The following is a 23,914-nucleotide window of genomic DNA, read 5'->3' as shown; positions in this document are numbered from 1 at the left end:
GGAGTCGTCAGATGAAGATCTCTCCCGACAGTGCCGCCGATCTGATCGCCCGCCTGCTCAAGCGCCGCGGCGTCAGCCGCGTGTTCGCGCTGTGCGGCGGCCACATCATGCCGATTTGGATGCGGCTGGACGCGGAAGGCATCCGCATCATCGACGTGCGCGACGAGCGCGCCGCCGTGCACATGGCGCAGGCGCATGCGGAGCTCACCGGCGAGCTCGGCGTCGCGCTGGTCACCGCCGGGCCGGGCATGACCAACGCGATCACCGGCATCGCCAATGCCCATGTCTCGCGCGCGCCGGTGCTGGTGATCTCGGGCGGCAATCCGCGGCCGCAGGAGAACCGCGGCGGCCTGCAGGACATGGATCACACCCAGCTGGTGCGCTCGATCACGCGCTATGCGCGCACCGTGCGCGAGCCGTCGCTGGTGCTGCAGGAGCTCGACGAGGCGATCTCCCGTGCCTTCGGCGACGGCGGCGAGCCCGGGCCCGTTTTTATCGATTTCCCGGTGGATACCTTGCGCGGCATCGTGCCCAAGGCGCTGCAACTGGAGGAGCATCTCGCGCCGAAGCCGCGCGCGGCAGCGCGGCCTGATCCGGCCGAGGTCGAGAAGGCGGTCGAGCTGTTGTGGTCGGCGCGCCGCGTGCTCGTCATCTCCGGCCGCGGCGCGCGCGGCGCCGGCCCTGAGCTGATCGCGCTGCTCGACCGGCTCGGCGCCGTCTATCTCGACACCGGCGAGAGCAGGGGGCTGGTGCCCGATGATCATCCGTCTGTTGTCGGCGCGATGCGCGGCGCCGTGATGGGCGATGCCGATGTGGTGCTGACGGTCGGCCGCCGGCTCGACTTCCAGCTCGCCTACGGCTCGCCTGCCGTGTTCAAGGACGCCAAATTCGTCCGCATCAGCGACATCGTCAGCGAGCTGCGCGACAACCGCCGCGGTGCGGCCGAGATCCTGGCGACACCAGCGGAGACCTTGCGCGCGATGGTGGGGCTGGCGGGCAACCGCGAGTCGGCCGTCGATCGGCAATGGGCCGCAAGACTGCGGGCCGCGCATCAGGAGCGCGCGGCCAAGCTGAAGCAGAGTATGGCGACGGCGCCGGCCGGCTCCGATGGCCGGTTGCATCCGAATCGCGTGCTCTCGGCCATCCAGGACGCGATCGGCAACGACGCCGTAGTCATCACCGACGGCGGCGATTTCCTGTCCTTTGCCCGCGTCGGCCTGAGCGCGCCCTTGATGCTCGATCCCGGCCCGTTCGGCTGCATCGGCATCGGCGTGCCCTATGGCATCGCCGCGAGCCTGGCTTTTCCGGACAAGCCCGTGGTGGTCGCGACCGGCGACGGCGCCTTCGGCTTCAACGCGATCGAGGTCGACACCGCGGTGCGCCACAAGGCGCCGGTGCTGATCGTTGTCGCCAACAATGGCGCTTGGCAGATCGAGGTCCACGACCAGACCGTCACCCATGGCAAGGTCGTGGGCACCAGGCTGCAATTTGCCGATCACGCCGCGATGGCGCGCGCCTTCGGCATGCATGCCGAGCGCGTCGAGACCGAGGAGCAACTCGGCCCTGCGATCCAGCGCGCGCTCGCCAACTGCCCGGCGCTACTCGACATGGTGGTGACGCCGGAGGCGGTCTCGTCCGACGCCAAGACCGGACTCGCCTGGGTGCCGGACCTGCAGCCGCTCGCGGCGTGGGACGAGGCCGAACGCAAGTGGCGGGGCTCGTAGCGCCCTACACCTGCTGCATCTGCCGCGGCGCGCTGAGCCAAAGCGCGAGCAGGGTGCAGACGGCGCCGGACAAGAGATAACCGCCGGCCGAAATCAGGCCGAGATTGGCGGCGAGCACCAATGCCGCCAGCGGCGCGAAGCCGGCGCCGAACAGCCAGGCGAGGTCGGCGGTCAGGGCCGAGGCCGTGTAGCGATAGGTGCGCGCGAAGTTGGCGGCGATCGCGCCCGAGGACTGGCCGAACGACAGGCCGAGCAGGATGAAGCCGAGCACCATGTAGATGGTCTCGCCGACCGGGCCGGCGTCGAGCAGTTGCGGCGCGAAGCCGGAGAACACCGCGATCGCGATCGCCGAGCCGATCAGGAGCGACTTGCGCCCGATGCGGTCGGCCAGCATGCCGGACACCACGATCGCGACGACGCCGAACACCGCGCCGACGGCCTCGATGATCAGGAAGCGCGCCGGGGTCTCCTTGGTGAACAGGAATACCCAGGACAGCGGAAACACCGTCACCATGTGGAACAGCGCGAAGCTCGCCAGCGGCGCGAAGGCGCCGATCACGATGTTGCGACCCTCGTGCCGAATCGTGGTGGCGACGCGTGCCGGCTGCAATTCGCGCGACTGGAACAGCTCGTCATATTCCGGCGTCACGACCATGCGCAACCGCGCGAACAGCGCCACGACGTTGATGGCAAACGCCACGAAAAACGGGTAGCGCCAGCCCCAGTCGAAGAAGTCGGCCGCGGAGAGATAGCCGACGAAGAACGCGAACAGCACGCTGGCGACGATCAGCCCGAGCGGCGCGCCGAGCTGGGGGATCATCGCATACCAGCCGCGCCGGTGCTCCGGCGCATTCATGGCGAGCAGCGAGGCGAGGCCGTCCCAGGCGCCGCCCCAGGCGAGGCCCTGGCCGATCCGCGCCAGCGCCAGCAGCCAGATCGCCGCGGCGCCGACGGTGTGGTAGCTCGGCAGGAACGCGATCGCGACGGTCGAGGTGCCGAGCAGGAACAATGCGGTGATCAGCTTGGCGCTCTTGCCGTAGCGGCGGTCGATCGCCATGAAGATCACGCTGCCGAACGGGCGTGCGATGAAGGCGAGCGCGAACAGCGCGAACGAATACAGGGTCTGCGTCAGCTCGTCGGCGAACGGAAACACGAGGCGCGGAAATACGATCACCGAGGCGATGGCATAGACGAAGAAGTCGAAGAACTCCGACGTGCGCCCGATGATCACGCCGATCGCGATCTCGCCCGGATGCGCCTCATGCGTGCGGGAGAGATGGGTTTCGCCGTCGGCGATCGCCGCTGCCTGTGTCATCGCGCTGCCTGCAGTCCTCTCATACTCTATTGTCGCCCCGTAATTGTCGTCCTCGGCGCCGCTCCGGTATTGGACAAATTGTCCAATGTCGGCCGTGTCGTCCGGTCGCTACGTGAGGCCTCGTTCAGAGATCCGCCGTGCGACGAGGTTGAGCGTGCGTTACTGGAAATTCTTGGCACTGCTGCCGCTGGGGCTCGCGCTCGGAGGCTGCAATCTGGTCGTGCTCTCGCCCTCCGGTGACGTGGCCGCCCAGCAACGCGATCTCGTGATCATCGCAACCGTGCTGATGCTGCTGATCGTGGTGCCGGTGATGGCGGCAACCGCCATCGTGGCCTGGCGCTACCGCCAGTCGAACCAGGCGGCGGCCTACACGCCGGATTGGGATCACTCCACCCAGCTCGAGCTTCTGATCTGGGCGGCGCCGCTGCTCATCATCATCTGCCTGGGCGCGGTGACGTGGATGGGCACGCATCTGCTCGATCCCTATCGCACGCTCGGACGCATCTCCGCCGAGCGCGCGGTGACGCCGCAGGACAAGCCGCTCGAGGTCAACGTCGTCGCGCTCGATTGGAAGTGGCTGTTCATCTATCCCGAATATGGCATCGCCAGCCTCAACGAGCTTGCGGCGCCGGTGAACCGGCCGCTCGATTTCAGGATCACCTCGTCGTCGGTGATGAACTCGTTCTACATCCCCGCGCTCGCCGGCCAGATCTATGCGATGCCGGGCATGCAGAGCCGGCTGCACGCCGTCATCAACAAGCCCGGCGTCTATCGCGGCTTCTCGGCGAACTACAGCGGCGCCGGCTTCTCCGGCATGCGCTTTGCCTTTCATGGCCTGTCTGATGTCGAATTCGCCGGTTGGATCGAGAAGGCCAAGGCCAGCGGTGCCGGGCTTGGCAAGCCGGACTATCTCAAGCTGGAGCGTCCCAGCGCGAACGAGCCAGTCCGCTACTACGCATCGGTGGATAGCGACCTGTTTCGCGCCATCCTCAACATGTGCGTCGAGCCCGGCAAGATGTGCATGAGCGAGATGATGGCGATCGACGCGAGAGGCGGCATGGGCATGGCCGGCGTCCGCAACACGCTGCCGCTCGCCTACGACAAGTTCGCCGGCCGCGGCGCCGTGTTCGGCGCCGAGCCGAGCTTCGTTGCCGGCGGCGTCTGCCTGCCGGGCGATCAGGTCACGCGGATGGCCGACGATTCCTCGCCGACGGTCCTGGCGCCGCTCGACTGGACGCCGCTGCAGGGCCGTGGATTGGAGCGGCCCGGCCTGCTGCGGCCGTCCAAGGCCACCTTCATCACGGGGACAACCTCCAAATCGGATTCGTGACGTCGGATTCGTGAGGGTCACATCATGTTCGACACTGCCAATCTCACCAGGTTCATCTTCGGCCGGCTGACGCTGGAGTCGCTGCCGTTGCACGAGCCGATCATCGTCGGCACCTTCGCGATGGTCGCGCTCGGCGGCCTCACGCTGTTCGGCGCCATCACCTATTTCCGGCTGTGGGGCTATCTCTGGAAGGAGTGGTTCACGACCGTCGACCACAAGCGCATCGGAATCATGTACATGGTGCTCGGCATCGTCATGCTGCTGCGCGGCTTCGCCGATGCGCTGATGATGCGCCTTCAGCAGGCGATCGCGTTCAACGGCTCCGAAGGTTATCTCAACTCGCACCACTATGATCAGGTGTTCACGGCGCACGGCGTGATCATGATCTTCTTCGTGGCGATGCCTTTGGTCACCGGCCTGATGAACTACGTTGTGCCGCTGCAGATCGGCGCCCGCGACGTGTCGTTCCCGTTCCTCAACAATTTCAGCTTCTGGATGACCACGTCGGGCGCCGTTCTGGTGATGTGCTCGCTGTTCGTCGGCGAGTTCGCGCGCACCGGCTGGCTGGCCTATCCGCCGTTGTCGAACCTCTCCTACAGTCCGGATGTCGGCGTCGACTATTACATCTGGGCCCTGCAGGTCGCCGGCGTCGGTACGCTGTTGTCCGGCGTCAACCTGATCTGCACGATCGTGAAAATGCGTGCGCCCGGCATGACCATGATGAAGATGCCAGTCTTCACCTGGACCTCGCTGTGCACCAACGTGCTGATCGTCGCCTCCTTCCCGGTGCTGACGGCGGTGCTGGCGCTGCTGTCGCTCGATCGCTACGTCGGAACCAACTTCTTCACCAATGATTTCGGCGGCGATCCGATGATGTATGTCAACCTCATCTGGATCTGGGGCCATCCGGAGGTCTACATCCTCATCCTGCCGGCCTTCGGCATCTTCTCCGAGGTGACCTCGACCTTCTCGGGCAAGCGGCTGTTCGGCTACACCTCGATGGTCTACGCCACCGTCGTCATCACCATCCTGTCCTACCTGGTCTGGCTGCACCACTTCTTCACGATGGGCTCCGGCGCCAGCGTGAACTCGTTCTTCGGCATCACCACGATGATCATCTCGATCCCGACCGGCGCGAAGATGTTCAACTGGCTGTTCACGATGTATCGCGGCCGCATCCGCTTCGAGCTGCCGATGATGTGGACGGTCGCCTTCATGCTGACCTTTGTGATCGGCGGCATGACCGGCGTGCTGCTTGCAGTGCCGCCGGCCGACTTCGTCTTGCACAACAGCCTGTTCCTGGTCGCGCATTTCCACAACGTGATCATCGGCGGCGTGCTGTTCGGCCTGTTCGCCGGCATCGCCTACTGGTTCCCCAAGGCGTTCGGCTTCAGGCTCGATCCGTTCTGGGGCAAGATGTCGTTCTGGTTCTGGACGGTGGGCTTCTACTTCGCCTTCATGCCGCTCTACGTGCTCGGCCTGATGGGCGTGACCCGTCGGCTGCGCATCTTCGACGATCCGAGCCTGCAGATATGGTTCATCATCGCCGGCATCGGCGCGTTCCTGATCCTGCTGGGCATCGCGAGCTTCCTGATCCAGATCGCGGTCAGCATCCTCCGCCGCGAGCAGCTCGCCGACGTCTCCGGCGATCCCTGGAATGCGCGCACCCTGGAATGGGCGACGTCGTCGCCGCCGCCGGCCTACAACTTCGCCTTCACGCCCGTCGTCCACGACAACGACGCCTGGTGGGACATGAAGCGCCGCGGTTACGCGCGTCCGCTCGCCGGCTTCAAGGCGATCCACATGCCGAGCAACACCGGTACCGGCGTGATTCTGGCGGGCCTCAGCACCACCATGGCATTCGGACTGATCTGGTACATGTGGTGGATGGCGGCAGGCAGCTTCGTCGCGCTGCTCGCGGTCGCGATCGGCCACACCTTCAACTATCACCGCAGCTTCCACATCCCGGCCGATGAGGTCATAAGCGTCGAGCGCGCGCGCACCAAGCTGCTCGTGGCAGGAGCCAAGTCATGACCGTTGCGATGGGCACGATGAAGGCCGGGGAGCCGGTCTTCTATGTCGTCGACGAGCACGAGCATCCCGAAGGCAGCAGCACGATGCTCGGCTTCTGGATCTATCTGATGAGCGACTGTCTCATCTTTGCGATCCTGTTTGCCGTCTATGGCGTGCTCGGCGCCAGGTACGCCGCCGGGCCGGCGCCGAAGGATCTGTTCGACCTGTCGCTGGTCGCGGTCAACACCTCGTTCCTGCTGCTGTCGTCGCTCACCTATGGCTTCGCGATGCTGTCGATGCAGCGGAACCGCATTGGCGCGATGCAGGCCTGGCTCGTGGTGACCGGGCTGTTCGGCCTCGCCTTTCTCGGCATCGAGCTGACCGAGTTCGCGCACATGATCCATGAGGGCGCGACGCCGCAGCGCAGCGCCTTCCTATCGTCGTTCTTCACGCTGGTTGGAACCCACGGCCTGCATGTGACGTTCGGTCTGGTCTGGCTGGTCACCCTGATGGTGCAGGTCGGGACCCACGGCCTGATCGAGGCTAACCGCCGCCGGCTGGTCTGCCTCAGCATGTTCTGGCACTTCCTCGACGTGATCTGGATTGGTGTCTTCACCTTCGTCTATCTGATGGGGATGCTTCGATGAGCTCTGATGCACACGCGCACGGTTCGGCGGACGACCATGCCGGCACGCGCTCGGGCCAACTGATCGGCTTCGGCGCCTCCGTCGTCCTGACGGCGATTCCGTTTCTGCTGGTCATGAACGGCTCGCTCGACAAGCAGGCCACGGCGCTGATCATCATGGCATTCGCGGCCGTGCAGGTCGTCGTCCACATGATCTTCTTCCTGCACATGAACACCAAGGCCGAGGGCGGCTGGACCATGATGGCGCTGATCTTCACCATCATCATGGTGGTGATCGCGCTCAGCGGCTCGCTCTGGGTCATGCATCACCTGACCACCAACATGATGCCGGTGCACGAGATGGGCCAGACGCCGTGATGTCAGCTCCTGCCGACGGGGCAGGGGAACGCGACGAGGCCAGCCGCAGGCGATCCGGCGCGCTGCGGCTCGCGATCGTTGCGGCGTGGGTTGCCTGCGTCGCGATGCTGCTGGCGCTGGGCGTCTGGCAGATCGAGCGGCGGGCCTGGAAGCTCGACCTGATTGATCGCGTCGAGCGCCGCGTTCATGCCGCGCCCGTGCCGGCGCCGAGCCCGGCGGATTGGCCGGCCATCGATCGCAGCAGCGACGAGTACAAGCTGATAACGTTGAGCGGCCGCTTCCTCAACGACCGCGAGACGCTGGTCCAGGCGCTGACGGTCGAGGGCTCCGGCTATTGGGTGGTGACGCCGCTGCAGACCGCCGGCGGCGCCGTGCTCGTCAATCGTGGCTTCGTGCCCGCGGATCGCCGCGACCCCGCAAGCCGCAGCGCGGGGAACCGGGATGGCGCAGTCAACGTGACCGGATTGCTGCGGATCTCCGAGCCTGGCGGCGGCTTCCTCCGCCGCAACGATCCCGCGGGGAATCGCTGGTATTCACGTGACGTCGCGGCGATCGCGGCGGCGCGCGGTCTGTCCGACGTCGCACCATTCTTCGTCGATGCCGATGCGACCCCGAATCCTGGCGGACTTCCAATCGGCGGACTCACCGTGATCTCGTTTCCGAACAACCATCTGGTTTACGCGCTGACCTGGTTTACATTGGCCCTCATGCTGGCCGGCGCCGGGCTGCAGCGGCTCCGCCGAGCGCAGCGTGAGCCCGGCGCGCCGGCAGCGCAGGATGTGGAATGGGATCAGCAGCGGCAGGACATGGGTGGATGCGGGACGGCGTCTTGAGCGATCGACGCTTGCCGTTCTGCCGGCGGAGATCGGACGGGCCCTCATGAGCAGCGAGGCCCCCAATTTGCCGTTCGGAGTCGTGGCCGCGATCGCCACACCCGAGATCAACGCGCCGCTGCCGACCAAGGACGCGACCAACCGCAAGAACATGGTGCTGCTGATCCAGCTGCGCTGGATCGCCGTGGTCGGCCAGATCGTCACCATCGGCTTCGTGACCACCTGGTTCGGCATTGCGCTGCCGGTGCTGCCGATGGCGGCGATCATCTGCGCGCTGGTGGCGCTCAACATCGCCAGCCATATCTGGCTGCGCAGGCGCGACGACGTCGGCAATCGCCATTTGCTGATCGCGCTGATGCTCGACGTGGTGGCGTTGACATCGGAGCTCTATCTCACCGGCGGCGCGTCGAACCCGTTCACGTGCCTCTATCTGCTGCAGGTGACGCTGGGGGCCGTGCTGCTCGACGCGCGCTCGTCCTGGTCGCTGGTCGCGCTGACGGTGCTCAGCTTCATCTGGCTCACCATCGAGTACCGCCCGCTGCAACTGCCGCAGCATCATGTCAGCGATGCCTTCACCCTGCACATCACCGGCATGTTCGTCGGCTTCATGCTCGACGCCGTGCTGCTCGTCGTCTTCGTCACCCGCATCAACCGGAACCTGCGCGAGCGCGACGCCAAACTCGCCGATCTGCGCCAGCACGCCGTCGAGCAGGATCACATCATCCGCATGGGCCTGCTCGCCTCAGGCGCCGCGCATGAGCTTGGCACGCCGCTGGCGTCGATCTCGGTCATCCTGAACGATTGGCGCCGCATGACCGTGATCTCTGCCGATCCGACGCTCGCGGAGGATTTCACCGAAATGGAAGCGGCGGTGCAGCGCTGCAAGTCGATCGTGACTGACATCCTGGTCTCGGCCGGTCAGGCGCGCGGCGAAGGCTCGGCGCCGACGACGTTGAAGGCGTTCCTGACGACGTTGGTCGCCGAATGGAGCGCGGCGCGCTCGGCGCGCAATCTGATGTTCCGCAACGAGTTCGGCTCGGATCCGGCGATCGTCTCCGACGTCGCCCTGAAGCAGGCGATCGTCAACGTGCTCGACAACGCGTTCGAAGTCTCGCGCGAGTGGGTGGAGTTCGTGGTCGAACGAGATGGTGATCAGCTGCTGCTCAGCGTCAGCGATCGCGGGCCGGGTTTTGATCGGGCGATGCTGGGGCAACTCGGACGTCCCTATCAGTCGAGCAAGGGCCGCCCGGGCCGCGGCCTGGGCCTTTTCCTGGTGGTCAACGTGATCCGCAAGCTGGGCGGCAGCGTTTCCGCCTGGAACCACCGGGGACGTGGAGCGACCGTCCGGCTGTCACTGCCGTTGTCGACGCTTGTCATTGGAGAGCGCGATGGCGAATGACCTGTCCCTCCTGATCGTCGAGGACGATGACGGTTTTGCACGCACCCTGAAGCGCTCGTTCGAACGGCGCGGCTACGAGGCCGTCGTCGCCGGCTCGCTCGAGGACGTCGACGAGATCCTCAAGGAGAAGACGTTCGGTTATGCCGTCGTCGATCTCAAGCTCGGCGGGGCTTCCGGCCTCGTCTGCGTCGAGAAGCTGCATGCGCACGATCCGGAGATGCTGATCGTGGTGCTGACCGGCTTTGCCAGCATCGCCACTGCTGTCGAGGCGATCAAGCTCGGCGCCTGCCACTATCTGGCCAAGCCGTCGAACACCGACGACATCGAGGAGGCGTTCCGCAAGGCGCAGGGCAACGCGCAAGTGGCGTTGGCCGAGCGCTCCACCTCGATCAAGACCCTGGAATGGGAGCGCATCCACCAGACCCTGATCGAGACCGACTTCAACATCTCCGAAGCTGCGAGACGGCTCGGCATGCATCGCCGGACGCTGGCGCGCAAGCTGGAGAAGCGCCCGGTGAAGTAGATCGATCCGGTTGTTGTCCGGAGGAGTGGAGCTCATTCGTTCCGACCTACTCCCTTGCCAGAGCCGTTGCCGGATCGAGCCGTGAGGCGCTGCGGGCGGGCATGTAGCCGAAGCCGATGCCGATCGCCATCGACGTGACGGCGGCGCCGACCATGGCGAGCGGCGAATAGATCAGCTGGAAGCCGACGTCGAGCGCGTTGAAGACCGTGCCGAAGCCGACCGCGAGCGCAAGGCCCAGCGCACCGCCCAGCAGGCAGACCAGCACCGCCTCGATCAGGAACTGCATCAGGATGTCGCTGCGGCGGGCGCCGACCGCCATGCGCACCCCGATCTCGCCGACGCGCTCCGACACCGACACCAGCATGATGTTCATGACGCCGATGCCGCCGACCAAGAGCGAGATCACGGCGATGGCCGCCACCAGCAGTGTCAGCACCTGCGTCGTGCTTTCGACGGTCTTGCGGATGTCATCGGTGTTGAGGACGAAGAAATCCTTGGCATTGTGCCGCGCCGTCAGCAGCGCCGTTGCGGCACGCTCGGCCGCCGCCATCGGCGTCGCCTCGTCGACGCGGACGCTGATGCTGCGCAGCACCTGGTTGCCGAGGAAGCGCGCCTGCACGGTCGTGTAGGGCAGGTACACGATCGGCGTGGAGCTGGAGCCGAAGCCGGCCTGCTGCTGCTTGGTGATGCCGACGACGCGGCAGGGCACCTTGCCGATCAGGACCACGCTGCCGAGCGGACTGACGTCGGGATCGGGAAACAGCGCCTTGCGCGCATTGTCGTCGATCACGGCGTCCTGGGCGTAGGAGCGCACGGTATCGGCATCGAGATAGCTGCCTTCGGCAAGCTCGGTGTTCTTGACCCGGAAATACTGCTCGCCGACGCCGGAGATCTGGGCGCTGACCTCGATCGCGCCGAACCGCAGCGTGCTGGTGGTCGAGACCGTCGGCGAGATCGCATCGACATAAGGCTGCTGCGCCATGACCTTGGCATCGGCGAGCACCAGCGTCCTGATCTTGCTGGAGCGCGTATCGCCGAAATCCTTGCCGGGAAAGAATTCCAGCGTGTTGGTGCCGAGCCGGTTGATGTCCTTCAGCACCTTGGCCTGCGAGCCCTTGCCGAGCGCCAGCACCAGCACGACCGAGGCGACGCCGATGATGATGCCGAGCATGGTGAGGAATGCGCGCATCCGGTGCGCATTCATGGCGAGCAGCGCCATCCGCGCGGCCTCGCGGAAACGGTCGAGCTGGCTGCGCCACCACGACGCCGCCTGCGCTGCGTGGTCTTCGGTCGCTGCGGCTGGCGCGGGTTCCGAAGTCCGCGGATTGAGCCGGTCTGAAATGACGCGGCCGTCCTCGATCTCGATGATGCGCCGGGCGCGCTGCGCGACGCTCGGATCGTGCGTGACGATGATGACGGTGCGCCCGGAGGCGCTGATCTCGTCGAGGATGCGCAGCACCTCCTCGCCGCTGGCGCGGTCGAGCGCGCCGGTCGGCTCGTCGGCCAGGATCACGTCGGGATCGTTGACCAGCGCGCGGGCGATCGAGACCCGCTGCTGCTGGCCGCCCGAGAGCTGACCCGGCTTGTGGTCGGTACGGCTGCCCATGCCGAGCCGCTGCAGCAGCGCCTCGGCCTTGCGGTGGCGTGCCGCCGGGCCGAGCCCGGCATAGACCGCAGGCACCTCGGCATTGTCGGCGGCGCTGAGCTCGCCCAGCAGATGGTAGCGCTGGAAGATGAAGCCGAAATGCTCGCGCCGCAACGCCGCCAGTTCGTCCGGATCGAGCGAGCCCATCTCGCGGCCGGCGATCCGGTAGCTGCCGGATGTCGGGCGGTCGAGGCAGCCCAGAATGTTCATCAGCGTCGACTTGCCGGAGCCCGACTGGCCGATGATCGCCACCATCTCCCCGCGCGCGATCTGGAGGTCGACGCCACGCAAAGCATGGACCGTGCCTTCGCCGGACGCGTAGCGCCTCCCGACATTCTGCAGGTCGATCAGGACCTCCGTCATCACGCGCCTCCGGGCGGGGGCATCACGGTTCGCTTCGTGCCCTCCTCGGGCGCCGAGATCACGACCCGCTCGCCCTCGCGCAGGCCGGACTGCACCTCGGCCCGGATCTTGTTGTTGAGGCCGACGCGAATGGTGCGCTTCTCCAGCGTTCCTGCGCCGGTCAGCACGCGCACCGTGTAGCTGCCATCGGGATTGGCGTTGCCAAGCGCGGACGACGGAATGGTCGGGACCTTGCGGGCCTCGCCGAGCAGGATGTGAACCTCGGCCGTCATGTAGGTCATCAGCCGCCCGTCCGGATTGGCGATGTCGAACACGCCGTTGTAGTAGATCGCGGAGGACGTGGTGGACGAGGACGAGCTGCTGCTCGACGTGGTCGTCGTGCTCGACGAGAAGCTCGAATCGCTCTTGATCGATTCGGGCGCCGGCTCGATCGATCCGAGCGTGCCCTCGTAGCGATGATCGGGCTCGCCCAGCACGGTGAAATAGACGTTCTGTCCGGGCCTGACCTTGACGACATCGGCCTCGGAAATCTCCACCCGCACGGTCATCGTCTCGACCTGGCCGAGCACGACGATGGTCGGCGCCGACTGCACCGCATTCACGGTCTGGCCCTGCTGGGTGACGATCGACAGCACGGTGCCGTCGATCGGGGCCGTGATCTTGGTGTAGCCGAGGTTGACGCGCGCGGTCTCGATCGCGACCTCGGCCTCGACGATTTGCGCGTCGAGTTGCGCGATCTGGGCCTGGGTCTGTTTGACGGTCGCCTCGGCACTGTCGTAGTCGGCGCGCGACGAGGCCTTCTGCGCCAGCGTGACCTGCTGCCGCGCCAGGTTCGCCTCGGCCAGCGCCAGGGTGGCGACCTTCTCGTCACGCTGCGCCCGTACGCTCCGCAGGCTCGCCTCGTTGGTGCGCAGCGTGTTCTGTTGCGTCAGCGAGTCGATCTCGGCGATCAGATCGCCGGCCCTGACCTTCTGTCCCAGCTTGACGTTGAGCGCGACCAGCCGTCCCGACGCCTGGGCGCCGACCGCCACCAGCTTGACCGGCTTCAGCGTGCCGGTGGCGAGCACGGTCTGCTCGATGTCGCCGGTCGTGACGGGCGCGGTGACGAGATTGGCGTTGGGATTGCTGGTCAGCCTCATGACCAGCACGATCGCGGCGGCCAGAACGACGAGCGCTCCGGCGATCAGCAGCGGCCAGCGGCGTGGCCGCTTCGGCTTCGGCGCCGGCGCGAGGCCGCCATCGACCGCGACCGGTCGGGGCATGTAGGATAAGGGTGCGTTCATCGGATCACTTCGGAGGCACTTTTTGAAGTTCAGATCGTAGATTATTTGGGCGCGACGGCCTGTGCGAGATGCGGGCCGGTGCCGCTGTCGACGACCTCGGGCAGCGAGCTGTCGATCGCTGCGGTCCAACCGCCGCCCAGCGCCTTGGCCAGCGCCACGTAGTTCTTCGCGAGCGTAGCGCGGCTCGCGAGCAGGCTGTCCTCGGCGGTGAATTGCGAGCGCTCGGCATCGAGCACGTCGAGGAACGTGCTGGAGCCGGTCTGGTAGAGCGAGCGCGACAGCCGCGCGGCCTCGCCATAGCGCCGCGCCGACTCGCTCAGGCTGCGGATGCGAATGCGCTCCTGGCCGAGGCTCACGATGGCGTTCTCGACGTCTTCGAGCGCGCTCAGCACCGCGCTGCGCCAGGCGACGTGGTATTCGTCACGCTGCGCTTCCGCGACCTCGACGGCGGCCTGCAGCTTGCCGCCGTTGAAGATCGGCACCGAGACGCTCGGGCCGATCGACCAGCCGATCGTCGAGCTCTTGCCGAGATCGCCGAGCTTCAGCGCCGTGGTCGAGACCGTGCCGGTCAGGCTGACATCCGGGTACAGCGCGGCGGTGGCTTGGCCGATCTTCGCGGTGAACTGCGCGACCTGCCGTTCGGCCTTGCGCACGTCGGGCCGCATGACCAGCACGTCGGCCGGGATGCCCTTCGGCAGCGGCAGGCGCGGCGATGGGATCGGTGTCGCGCGCGACAGGCGGAGATTCAGGGCCGTCGGGTCGCGGCCGAGCAGGACGCCGAGCCGGTGCACGGCCTGCTGATAGCTGCTCTCATAGGTCGGGATGGTTGCTTCGGTGCTGGCGGCCAGCGCGCTCGCCTTGGCGGTGTCGACGGCCGAGGCCGAACCGGCATTCTGCTTGCGCTCGGTCAGCGCCGCGGTCTCGCGCTGCGAGGCGGCAGTGCGCCGCGCCAGTGCCGCGCGCGCCTGGTAGGCGCGGGCATCGATGTAGTTGGAGGCGATGTCGCCGACCAGCGTCAGCAAGGTCGCGCGCAGATCGTCCTCGGCGGCATCGACGCCGTAGGTCGCGGCCTCGACCGCACGGCGGTTGGCGCCGAACAGATCCAGCTCCCAGCTCGAATCGAAGCCGGCCTGGTACTGGCTGTAGGTGGTCGGAGCGATCGCGATGCCGCTTGTCGAGCTGCTGGCGCTGCGGGTCTCCGTCGCGGTGCCGGTGCCGCTCACCGTGGGAAACAGCGCGCCGACGGCCTGGCGCTGCGTCGCCCGCGCCTCGCGGATGCGCGCCTTGGCGGCGGCGACGTCGAGATTGCCGGCAACCGCCTCGCTGATCAGTTGATCGAGCAGGTCATCGTTGAGGTTGCGCCACCAATGCGCGAGCTTCAGAATCTGCGCCGGCCGATTGCGGTCGCTGCTCCAGCGCTTCGGCACGCCGAACTCTGGCGTCACGTAATCGGGGCCGACGGCGCAGCCGGCGAGCAGCGGCGTGGCGAGGCAGAGTGCGAGCAAAACGGGCTTCACGGCGGCTGATACTATCGCGGTTCGAAAGGAGGCCGCGCCGGCTGGTCGGCCACGCCGCAGGACTTCCCCGTTGGTGTTTGTTTGATGCGCAGAGCCTAGGCAGGTTAACGATTGCGCAGGGTTAAGTCGCGTGAAGAAATGTTTCCGCCTTAACAATACAGCTTACTTTCGCCACGATCGCGCGCCGCTTCGGGCTGTTCTTTTCGACCAAAATCGACCATGTTCCGCGCATGATGTCGTCACACAATACCGTCGTGGCCGCAGACGCAAACATGCCGGCAGCCGCGCGCATTCTCTGCGTCGAAGATGACCGGGAGATTGCGGCGCTGCTCACCGAGCTGTTACAGGAACACGGCTTCGCGCCGCGCTTCGTATCCTCCGCCGCCGCGATGAACGACCTCCTGCAGCGCGAGCAGGTCGACCTCATCATGCTCGACGTGATGCTGCCGGACGACGACGGCATGAGCATCTGCCGCCGCCTGCGTCAGATCTCGACCGTGCCGATCATCATGGTGACGGCGAAGGGCGAGGACATCGACCGCATCCTCGGCCTCGAGCTCGGCGCCGACGACTATGTCGTCAAGCCGTTCAATCCGCGCGAGCTGGTGGCGCGCATCCGCGCGCTGCTGCGCCGGTCGCAATTGCATCCGGCCGTGATCGCGGCGCGGCAGGCGCCGATGACGTTCGACGGCTGGCGCATCGAGCCGGCGACGCGTACGCTGTTCGATCCCGACCGCGTCAAGATCACGCTGACCAGCGCCGAGTTCGACATCCTGCTGGCGTTCTGCCGCAATGCCGGCCGCGTACTGTCGCGCGAGCAGCTGATCGAGCTGGCGCACGGCGGGCAGGCCGGGCCGGTCGAGCGCAGCATCGACGTTCACATCAGCCGCATCCGCCAGAAGATCGAGCCCGGCGCCAGGAGCTGGACCCTGATCAAGACCGTGCGCCTCGGCGGCTACGTCTTCACGCCAAGAGTCGAGACCATCGATGACGCCAGATAACAAGCCGTGCCCGCGCCTCGGCCTCACCACGCAGATCGTGACCTTGGCGTCGCTGTCGGTGCTGTTCGGCATGGTGCTGATGATCGCGGCCGCGCTGCTGTTTCTCGATCCGCCCGACGAGCAGGAATCGCCGGCCTACGGCATCGCGCGCGTCGCCGAGGCGGTGCACTTCGTCCGCGCCACGAATGATCCCGTGGCCGTCGACAGCAGCCTGTCGAGCCTGCGCAGCTCCGGCATCCAGGTCGAGCTGGTGCCGCTGACCTCGCTGACGCTGCTCGCCAAGCCGGTCAGCGACGTGCCATGGACCTCGCGGCTGGCTCGCCGTCAGCTCAGCGTGCTGCGTGACGTCACCTTGCTCCACGGCGTCGGCTATGGCGCGGCGCCGCCGACCCAGATCATCGTCCAGGTCGACGGCGAGCGTGCGCTGGTGTTCGACGACGTGCCGCGCCTCGAATTCTGGTCGATGGTGCTGAAGCCGACGGCGGTGTTCCTGTTTCTCATCCTGATCCTGGGCGTGCTGCTGTCGATCTACGCGGCGCGGGCGATCATCCGGCCGCTGTCGGAGATGGCGCGCGCGGCGGCCGCATTCGGCCGCTCGCCGGGCGCGCAGGAGCCGCTGAGCCGGCGCGGGCCCAGGGAGATCGCCCAGGTCGCCGAGGCGCTGAACGAGATGCAGGCGCGCATCCGCGCGCTGCTCGACGACCGCACGCGGATGCTGGCGGCGATCAGCCACGACCTGCGCACGCCGCTGACGCGGCTCAGGCTGCGCTCGGAGCGGATCGGGCAGGGCGAGATGCGCAGCGCGATGCTGCGCGACATCGACCAGGTCAGCCGCATGCTCGACGAGACGCTCGATTACCTGCGCGACGACACCAAGGCGGAGCAGCCGGCGCGGATCGAGCTGGCGAGCCTGCTCGAGACGATCTGCTGCGACTTCGCCGATGTCGGCCACGCCGTCACCTTCGATGGACCGTCGCGGCTGGTCTGCGAGGGCCGGGCCCGGGCGCTGTCGCGCGCCGTCACCAACGTGGTCGAGAACGCGGTCAAGCATGGCAGCGAGGTCGTGGTCAGCCTGTCGACCCTGGCCGACGGCATGATCGCGATCGAGGTCGCCGATGACGGTCCGGGCATTCCTCAGGCGCTGCAGGCGCGGGCGCTGGAGCCGTTCGTCAAGCTCGACCAGGCGCGCTCCGCCGGCGGCTTCGGCCTCGGCCTGTCGATCGCGCAGGAGATCATGAAGAAGCATGACGGCGGCATCGCGCTGATGCCCAACGCCCCGCGCGGCCTGCGGGTACGGCTGTCGCTGCCGCTGCGCCTCGCGATGCCCGCGGCGATCCCCGCCAAGGTGGCGTAGCAGACGCCACGAGGAGGAAACCCCGCCGGTGCTGATCCCGGCGGGGCCTTTGCGTTCGCCGATGTCGAGGGACGGCAATCAGCTCACGCGCTTCCAGGTCTGTCCGCCGCAGAACAGGCCGCCGAAGGCGCAGCCCTGGACCCGCAGCGTGTTCGGATTCTTGAGCACCACGGTGGAGTCGTAGTTGCCGCCGCCGTCCGGATCGTGGATGCGGCCGACCCATTTGCTGTCCTTCGGCTTCATGTTGATCAGGATCTTCTCCCGCGTCTTCTCGGCAAAGCCGCAGATGTTGGCGCCGCACGGCTCGATCACGACATTGCCCTTGCCGCCCTCGGTGGCCCACAGCCCGAGCGGCGAGTTCGGATCGGCTGCCGGCGCCGGCTGAACTGCGGCAGGCGCCGCGGCAACCGTGACCGGCGCGGGTGCCGGGGCTGGCTGTGGAGCAGGCGCGGTCGCCGCGACCGGCGCCGGCGCCGCCGGCATCTGCACGGTCGTGGATGGCGCAGCGGAAGCGGGCGATGCGGGGGCTGGCGCGGCCGCGGCTGGCGCGGTGGCGGCGGGCGCCGGCGCGTTGACGACCGGCGGAGCCGCCACGGGCGCCGCGACCGCGGGGGCCGGAGCGCCGGCCGCAGGCGCGCTGCCTGCCGGCGCATCGTCATCGTCGAGCTTGGATGATTTCAGCCCGCTGAGGTCGATGCCGGACACCTGCAGGCAGGACAGCGACTGGCAGTTGCGCGGCACGGTGACGCGGATCTTGTGTCCGTCGAAATTGAACGCGATCGAGCTGCCGGCCTGCGCGGCGCTGCTCGCGATCAGAACGGCTGCTGCGGCCAGATACACGGTCTTCATGAATGAGCTCCCTCGGACGGCGTCGTGAACCTGGAGGGAACTCTTAGACGCGGGTGACGGCGCGATCTGTGACAAGGGTCACAGCCGAAAGGCCAATGCGGCTGGGGCCGCACGCGGCCCACCGCGGCCCGTCAATCGATCGAGGTCGGATCGCAGCGATCAGATCATCCCGACGATGATCGCGCCGACGAATGCAAACACGACATACGTGACCACCATGCTCAGCCGATCGGCAAGGCTCATGGGACCGCTCCCGTTTCGCATCTCGCGCACCTGGCGTGCGCTCGCGCTTGACGCCTGCTCCGCAAAGCGCGCGCCACACATATCCGATCGGCATCGGCAAAAAAGACAGCGCGGTTGTCGCTTCCCCGTAAATGGACTGCCTTTCACGTCACGATGGTTTGCGCGCCGTAAATGGACGGCATTGACAGGTCCTTAAGCAAATTGCCGCAAACCTCTGCATATGACGCGCGGAGTTCGTTTGTATCTCGTCGGCTCCATCGTCCTTGTCTCGTTTGCGGGTTGCGGCCGTGGATTCTTCCAGGAGCGCGAGCCGTGGCGGGCCGAGGCCGAGATCGCCTGCCTGAAATCTGGCGCGGTGAAGGAGAGCGCGGATATCGTCCGCATCAATCCGATCTCCGGCCCCGGCATGTGCGGCGCCGACTATCCGCTGAAGGTGGCAGCGCTCGGCGAAGCGACCACGAGCTATGGCTTCGCCGATGAAAGCCTGCGTCCGCCGGCCGCGATCGGCGGCCAGCCGCGCTGGCCGATCAACCAGCCGCCGCAACGCTACGCCCCGCCCGCGACCTATCAGCCACAGGCGGCGCCGCAGCCCGCCTATCCGTCGTCGAGCGCGGCCTATCCGGGTCCGGCATCGCCGTCCTATGGCGCCCCTCCCGGCGCGCCACTGCAGCTCGAGCCGCCGGTCGGCGAGGACGACGTCAATCAGCCGGCCGACGCGGCCTATTCGCCCTCTGGCGGTCAGCCGGGCGCTCGCACCGCCTATCCGCAGCAGGAACCGCCGCCGCGGCTCGGACCGTCGCGCGATCCGGTCGGCACCGTCGGCCCGGTCGCGGTGAAGCCGACCGCGACGCTCGCCTGTCCGATCGTCTCGGCACTCGACCGCTGGATCGCGGAGTCGGTGCAGCCGGCAGCCCAGCGCTGGTTCGGCACCAAGGTCGTCGAGATCAAGCAGATCTCGGCCTATTCCTGCCGCGGCATGAACGGCAATCCGAGCGCGCACATTTCCGAGCATGCCTTCGGCAACGCGCTCGACATCGCCGCCTTCACGCTCGCCGACGGCCGCCGCATCAGCGTCAAGGACGGCTGGATCGGCCTGCCGGAGGAGCAGGGCTTTCTGCGCGACATCCAGGGCGGGGCGTGCCAGCAGTTCACCACCGTGCTGGCGCCCGGCTCCAACGTCTATCACTACGACCACATCCATGTGGACCTGATGCGCCGCGCCAGCCGCCGCATGATCTGCCAGCCAGCCGCGCAATCCGGCGAGGCGGTGGCGGCACGTGCGCAGCAGCGGCGCTATGGCTACGGCCAGCGCGAGCCCGACGTGACCAGCTCGATCCCGTCGCGCAAGCAGCCGCGCAGCATCGGCCAGCTGATCAACGAGGAAGACGAATTCCGGGACTATTGAGAGGGCGAATAGGGAACAGCGAGTAGCGAATCGAGATCGGGACGATCACCTGCTCGCCATTCGCCATTCCTGTGCGCGGCTGTGGATTTCTTTCGCCGTCAGCCGCGCCTGACCGCGCTCTGTCCCGCCCCGAAACGGAAACCCCGACGTCACGCGCTGCGGATTAGGAGTCCGTTGACCAGTTTTGCCGTCCGCCTTTGGCCGACACTAGACCTGCCACAGTCGCCAGGAACAAGGCGCGCGGGGTTCTGGTTGCTGCCGGATTGGGAGAGGCGGAGATGGCATCGTATCGCATCAAGGCGATTGGGGCGGGCTTCGAGGTCGGCACCGCCGAGCAGGCCGTGCTGGTCTGCCGCTCGCTGAAGACGGCACGCCGCGCCGTCGCCGATGCACAGCGTCTGGAGCGGATGCCGCCGAAGCCGATTCCCTGGCGCACGCCGCCGGAGAGCGAGACGTCGGCTGGTGGAGCGGAGGATGCCGCGCGCAGCGAGGATGCCGACACCGAGGTTCTCGTCGTGTCGGATGGCCCGCCTCTGTGCTGCTGACTAGATCATGATGCGATTCCACGGAATCGCATCATGATCTCATCTCCTTGTTTGAGCATGATCTTTTCGGAAAACCGGTTTCCACTTTTCCGGATCATGCTCTAACCGGCGCGGAAGCGGCAGAACTGGAACTGCTGCGTCGAGTCCCATGGCGTGCGATGCACCTCGGTGCAACTGTCCTCCAGCGTGAAAGCAGGACCCAGCGCAGCGGCCAGTCCGTGGGCGTCGTAGCGGACGACCGGCAGTCCGCTGCACTTCTCCGGACCATCGGACGCGAACGTGCCGATGATGACGGCCCCGCCGGGCACCACGGCCGCGCGCAGGCGGTCGACGTAGGCGGCGCGGTCCTCAGGCGCGGTGAGGAAATGGAAGGCGGCCCGGTCGTGCCAGACCTCGTAGCGCGCGTCCGGCGTCCAGGTGGTGACGTCGGAGGCGATCCACGTCACCCCGGCCGCCGCCGCGCCAAGCCTGCGGCGCGCCGTCGCCAGTGCCGCGTCGGAGATGTCGAGCACGGCGAGCGCGCCGTAGCCGGCCGCGAGCAGCGCATCGACCAGCCGCGATGCGCCGCCACCGATGTCGATGATCCGCGATGTCGGTGTCGCACCGGCCTCGCGGATCATCCGCAGCGACGTCGCCGGGTCGTCCTGGTACCAGCTCACCTCGGTCTCGGCCTTGGTGGTGTAGACGGTCTGCCAATGGGTGGTGCGGTCGGACATGGTTTCGGTCCCGAGGAGAGGCACACATTATAGCACGTGACGGCTCGAACTCTTGCCCAGCCGGCGGTGAGTCCCCTCCCCCTTGCGGGGAGGGGTCGGGGGTGGGGGTCCCCACGCGCTGAACGTTCCATGGGGCACACTTCACGCGTGAACGATTTCACGCGTTCGACTGCGGTCGTTCGACGCGCGCGATGATTCTCCAGTGTTCTTGATAGATCGACTCTCCATCACGAACAGCGGGACTCGTGGTCCCCCACCCCCAACCCCTCCCCGCAAGGGGGAGGGGAGTTCACCGTCCGCGAGGAGAGGGCGTGAGACCTAGCAAGCTCCGCCTCAAAACGTCCCCGCCACCGTCACCCTGAACGTCAGCGGCTCGATCGGATGCAGCACGCGGTCCATCACGCCGGTCTGGCAGACCTGGGCCGGCGGCACCGGCGGGGGCGGCAACGGGGAGGCCGGTGAGCCGTAGCACGCCTGGTAGAGCTGGTCGGTCGGCAGCAGCGAGCCGTAGCCGTAGGAGATCTGGCTGGCCTTGCTGTTGAGCAGGTTCAGCACGTCGAGCTGGATGCGCCAGCCATTGGCGTCGCGGAAGCCGATGCGGCCGTTGAACACGCTGGTCGGGGTGGAGCGGAAGTAGTTGTCCTCGGTCAGCGGCGTGGAGCCGAGATAGCGCCAGCGCAGACCGCCGAACCAGCCGGTCTTCTCGCCGAGCGTGATGCCGGCCGACGCGATCATCGCCGGCGCGTTGGGGATGTAGTTGCCGGGCGCATTGCCGAGCTGGGCCTGGGGGTAGCCTGCGAGCGAGGCGTAGACCGCCGCTTGGTCGGTGTTGTCGCCGACGAAGCGCGCATGCGTCATCGCCAGATCGGCATCGATGTCGATCCACGACGCCGGGCGATAGTGGTTGGTCAGCTCGAAGCCGTAGCGCCGGCTCGGCCGGCTGGCCTCGGTGTTGCCGGCATCGCCGGAGAACAGGATCTCGGAATCCTGGTTGAGCATGAACACGCTCAGCGACGAGTCGAGTCCGGGGACGATGCGCGTGCGCACGCCGACCTCGGCGCCCTTGGTGCGCACCAGAAGGGGCGAGGAGTCGATCCTGGTGCCCGGCGCAGCCGGATCGTCCGTAGTGGTCGCGCCGCGGGCATCGTTGCTGTGCATGCCATAGCCGGCGCCGACGAAGAACTCGGTCTTGTCGAACGGCCCGATCACCATCCTGAATTTCGGACTGCCGAGGCTGGCCGCGGCATCGCCGGTGTTGTTGCCGTTGGTCAGCGAATAGACGTGGGTCTGATAATAGTCGCCGCGATAGCCGACCGTGGTGCGCAGCCAGTCGGTCCAGCGCACGGTGTTCTCGACATAGAGCCCGACGCTGCCTTCGCCGACCTTGTCGGCGCGAACGACGCCGGTGCTCAAGGGATCGATGTCGGAGAGCAGCACCCGCTGACGCGTATTGGTCAGCGCCAGCGCGATGTCGTCGTAGCGCGTCTGGACGCCGAACGTCGTCTCCATGGGGCGGCCGGCGAAGCTGCCGTTCAAGGTGCGTGACGCATTGGCGCCGAGCATCAGCCGGTCGTCGTGCTGGTGAAACTGGTCGCCATAGGTCGGGTTGTTCAGCGCGTAGGTGAAGTTGTTGTAGAGATCGAGCTGGCTTTTCACCAAATAGGCGTTGGCCTTCCACGAGCCGGCCTCGTCGGTGCCGGCGATGCGGCCGGACAGCGCGAAGCGGTTGGTCTTGCCGCCGTCCGTCGGATCGTATGCGTCGTAGCGGCCGAGATCGCCCGAGGTGATGGCGCGTTCCGGCACCTGGTCGGTCGAGGTCCAGCGGTTCGCATAGGCCATGCCGGTGATCGAGAAGCCGTCGGTCGCCGTGCCCTGCGAATAGCGCATCAGGCCGTTCAGCTTCTTGGCGTCGTCGGGCGTGGTCCAGGGTCCGTCATAGCGGCCGGCCTCGCCGGCGATCAGCAGATGGCCATCGCCGACATGCACCGAATCCATGCTGAAGAAACGGCGATAGCCGAAGCTGCCCGCCGTCACCTGCGCGATCGCCTTAGGCACGCTGTCGACCACGCCGATATGGACGCTGCCGACCGAGGCGAAGTCGCCCTCGTCGGCGAAGTAGGGCCCCTTGCGCACGTCGACACGGCCGATCGTCTCCGGCATCAGCCAGTTGAGATCGGCATAGCCCTGGCCGTGGGCATGGGTGCGCATGTTGACCGGCACGTCATCGACATGGAGTGCGAGGTCGGTGCCGTGGTCGAGATTGTAGCCGCGCAGAAAATACTGGTTGGCTTTGCCTTCGCCGGAGTGCTGCGTGACGATCAGGCCGGGCACCGCTTCCAGCACCTCGCCGGGGCGGGTCGCCGGGCGGGCGTTGATCTCCTCGCCGGATATCACGACCTCGCTCGCCATGCCCTGCGGCCGCGCGGGGCCGGAGCCGACATTGGGCGCGCCGGACGGTGCAGCCGCCGCCGCGGTGGCCGGCGTTACATTCGTCGCCGCACGGGCGGCGCCCGGCTTCGGCCGCTGCGCCTCGCGCCGGACCTGCGGTTTCGGCTTGGCCGCGCGTCGGGGGGCATCGACGTCGACCGTCGGCAGTTCGGCCGGGGCCCGTTCCGGATGGGCGTTTGCCTGCTGCGCCAATGCCGCCATCAGCACGCCAACACTTGCCCCACGCCACCGCATCGTCACGCCCCTCGGTCTCGTCATCGGGCGTGCGTCATCATCTGCCGCGAGCCGTCGTTGGCCCGCGACACGCGCACTTGGTTCGCCCTGATGTCGAGTGTTAAAGAACGCTAAGGTGACACCAGTATGATGTCAACGTGAAAACATCATACTCATCGGGTGGATAGGCGC

19 protein-coding genes are annotated in these 23,914 nt (G+C 67.0%); 12 read left to right on the top strand and 7 right to left on the bottom strand.

The features are described 5' to 3' along the window. Positions 1 to 11: 11 nt before the first annotated feature. Complete coding sequence (locus QX073_RS18905; protein ID WP_316226162.1) at positions 12 to 1,724, top strand: thiamine pyrophosphate-binding protein; 1,713 nt, start codon at positions 12 to 14, stop codon at positions 1,722 to 1,724. A 4-nt stretch (positions 1,725 to 1,728) separates the two neighbouring features. Here QX073_RS18905 and QX073_RS18900 read toward each other — a convergent pair whose 3' ends face one another. Further along, on the bottom strand, positions 1,729 to 3,039 hold the full coding sequence (locus QX073_RS18900; RefSeq protein WP_316226161.1) for an MFS transporter: 1,311 nt from the start codon (positions 3,037 to 3,039) through the stop codon (positions 1,729 to 1,731). 154 nt (positions 3,040 to 3,193) lie between these two features. Between QX073_RS18900 and cyoA the strand changes: the two genes are divergently transcribed. Genes cyoA through QX073_RS18865 form a run of 7 tightly spaced genes read left to right on the top strand, consistent with a single transcriptional unit; the run spans position 3,194 to position 10,140 of the window. Further along, positions 3,194 to 4,369, top strand: coding sequence for a ubiquinol oxidase subunit II (gene cyoA, locus QX073_RS18895; protein ID WP_316226160.1), 1,176 nt, complete (start codon positions 3,194 to 3,196; stop codon positions 4,367 to 4,369). Positions 4,370 to 4,393: 24 nt separating this feature from the next. After that, a complete protein-coding gene (gene cyoB, locus QX073_RS18890; protein ID WP_316226159.1) occupies positions 4,394 to 6,403 on the top strand; it encodes a cytochrome o ubiquinol oxidase subunit I in 2,010 nt (669 codons plus the stop codon). Beyond that, positions 6,400 to 7,029 carry a cytochrome o ubiquinol oxidase subunit III gene (gene cyoC / locus QX073_RS18885; RefSeq protein ID WP_315752396.1) on the top strand — a complete coding sequence of 210 codons (630 nt, stop codon included), beginning with the start codon at positions 6,400 to 6,402 and terminating at the stop codon, positions 7,027 to 7,029. Before cyoB ends, cyoC begins: the two co-directional genes overlap by 4 nt. After that, the gene (gene cyoD / locus QX073_RS18880) at positions 7,026 to 7,385 is read left to right on the top strand and encodes a cytochrome o ubiquinol oxidase subunit IV (RefSeq protein ID WP_315752397.1); all 360 of its coding nucleotides are present in this window, start codon (positions 7,026 to 7,028) and stop codon (positions 7,383 to 7,385) included. Before cyoC ends, cyoD begins: the two co-directional genes overlap by 4 nt. Continuing rightward, positions 7,385 to 8,218, top strand: coding sequence for an SURF1 family protein (locus QX073_RS18875; RefSeq protein ID WP_316226158.1), 834 nt, complete (start codon positions 7,385 to 7,387; stop codon positions 8,216 to 8,218). The genes cyoD and QX073_RS18875 overlap by 1 nt, the downstream gene beginning before the upstream one ends. Before the next feature lie 46 nt (positions 8,219 to 8,264). After that, complete coding sequence (locus tag QX073_RS18870) at positions 8,265 to 9,617, top strand: ATP-binding protein (RefSeq protein ID WP_315769204.1); 1,353 nt, start codon at positions 8,265 to 8,267, stop codon at positions 9,615 to 9,617. Beyond that, a complete protein-coding gene (locus QX073_RS18865; RefSeq protein WP_315713466.1) occupies positions 9,607 to 10,140 on the top strand; it encodes a response regulator transcription factor in 534 nt (177 codons plus the stop codon). Before QX073_RS18870 ends, QX073_RS18865 begins: the two co-directional genes overlap by 11 nt. A 46-nt stretch (positions 10,141 to 10,186) precedes the next feature. Here the strand turns inward: QX073_RS18865 and QX073_RS18860 are convergent, their stop codons facing one another. From QX073_RS18860 to QX073_RS18850, 3 genes are read right to left on the bottom strand one after another with little or no spacing between them, the layout of a single operon-like run. Next, entirely contained in the window at positions 10,187 to 12,148 is a 1,962-nt protein-coding gene (locus tag QX073_RS18860) for a MacB family efflux pump subunit (RefSeq protein WP_315713465.1), read from the bottom strand. Then, positions 12,148 to 13,431 (bottom strand): efflux RND transporter periplasmic adaptor subunit, encoded by a 1,284-nt coding sequence (locus QX073_RS18855; RefSeq protein ID WP_316201730.1) that lies wholly within the window; start codon positions 13,429 to 13,431, stop codon positions 12,148 to 12,150. The genes QX073_RS18860 and QX073_RS18855 overlap by 1 nt, the downstream gene beginning before the upstream one ends. 41 nt (positions 13,432 to 13,472) lie before the next feature. Further along, on the bottom strand, positions 13,473 to 14,948 hold the full coding sequence (locus QX073_RS18850; protein WP_316192826.1) for an efflux transporter outer membrane subunit: 1,476 nt from the start codon (positions 14,946 to 14,948) through the stop codon (positions 13,473 to 13,475). A gap of 230 nt (positions 14,949 to 15,178) precedes the next feature. Here QX073_RS18850 and QX073_RS18845 point away from each other — a divergent pair, with 230 nt between their 5' ends. Both QX073_RS18845 and QX073_RS18840 read left to right on the top strand, forming a co-directional pair. After that, positions 15,179 to 15,949 carry a response regulator gene (locus QX073_RS18845; protein ID WP_316201731.1) on the top strand — a complete coding sequence of 257 codons (771 nt, stop codon included), beginning with the start codon at positions 15,179 to 15,181 and terminating at the stop codon, positions 15,947 to 15,949. Beyond that, a complete protein-coding gene (locus QX073_RS18840; RefSeq protein ID WP_316201732.1) occupies positions 15,936 to 17,303 on the top strand; it encodes an ATP-binding protein in 1,368 nt (455 codons plus the stop codon). Before QX073_RS18845 ends, QX073_RS18840 begins: the two co-directional genes overlap by 14 nt. A gap of 78 nt (positions 17,304 to 17,381) precedes the next feature. Here QX073_RS18840 and QX073_RS18835 read toward each other — a convergent pair whose 3' ends face one another. Continuing rightward, complete coding sequence (locus QX073_RS18835; RefSeq protein WP_316201733.1) at positions 17,382 to 18,152, bottom strand: DUF2147 domain-containing protein; 771 nt, start codon at positions 18,150 to 18,152, stop codon at positions 17,382 to 17,384. 463 nt (positions 18,153 to 18,615) lie between these two features. On the opposite strand from QX073_RS18835, the gene QX073_RS18830 reads away from it, so the two are divergent. Next, positions 18,616 to 19,800 (top strand): extensin family protein, encoded by a 1,185-nt coding sequence (locus tag QX073_RS18830; RefSeq protein WP_316226157.1) that lies wholly within the window; start codon positions 18,616 to 18,618, stop codon positions 19,798 to 19,800. 278 nt (positions 19,801 to 20,078) lie between these two features. Then, positions 20,079 to 20,345, top strand: a complete 267-nt coding sequence (locus QX073_RS18825; protein WP_315713457.1) for a hypothetical protein — start codon at positions 20,079 to 20,081, stop codon at positions 20,343 to 20,345. Positions 20,346 to 20,446: 101 nt separating this feature from the next. On the opposite strand, the gene QX073_RS18820 is transcribed toward QX073_RS18825, so the two are convergent. Both QX073_RS18820 and QX073_RS18815 read right to left on the bottom strand, forming a co-directional pair. Beyond that, positions 20,447 to 21,061: a class I SAM-dependent methyltransferase gene (locus QX073_RS18820; protein WP_316174269.1), complete on the bottom strand. Its 615-nt coding sequence runs from the start codon at positions 21,059 to 21,061 to the stop codon at positions 20,447 to 20,449. A 333-nt stretch (positions 21,062 to 21,394) separates the two neighbouring features. Further along, positions 21,395 to 23,767: a TonB-dependent receptor gene (locus QX073_RS18815; protein WP_410052376.1), complete on the bottom strand. Its 2,373-nt coding sequence runs from the start codon at positions 23,765 to 23,767 to the stop codon at positions 21,395 to 21,397. Between the last annotated feature and the right edge of the window lie 147 nt (positions 23,768 to 23,914).

This window comes from Bradyrhizobium sp. SZCCHNS3052 (assembly GCF_032484495.1).
Taxonomy (GTDB): Bacteria; Pseudomonadota; Alphaproteobacteria; order Rhizobiales; family Xanthobacteraceae; genus Bradyrhizobium.
Note: the sequence above shows the minus strand (reverse complement) of the source record. Positions and strands in the feature narration are given on the sequence as shown.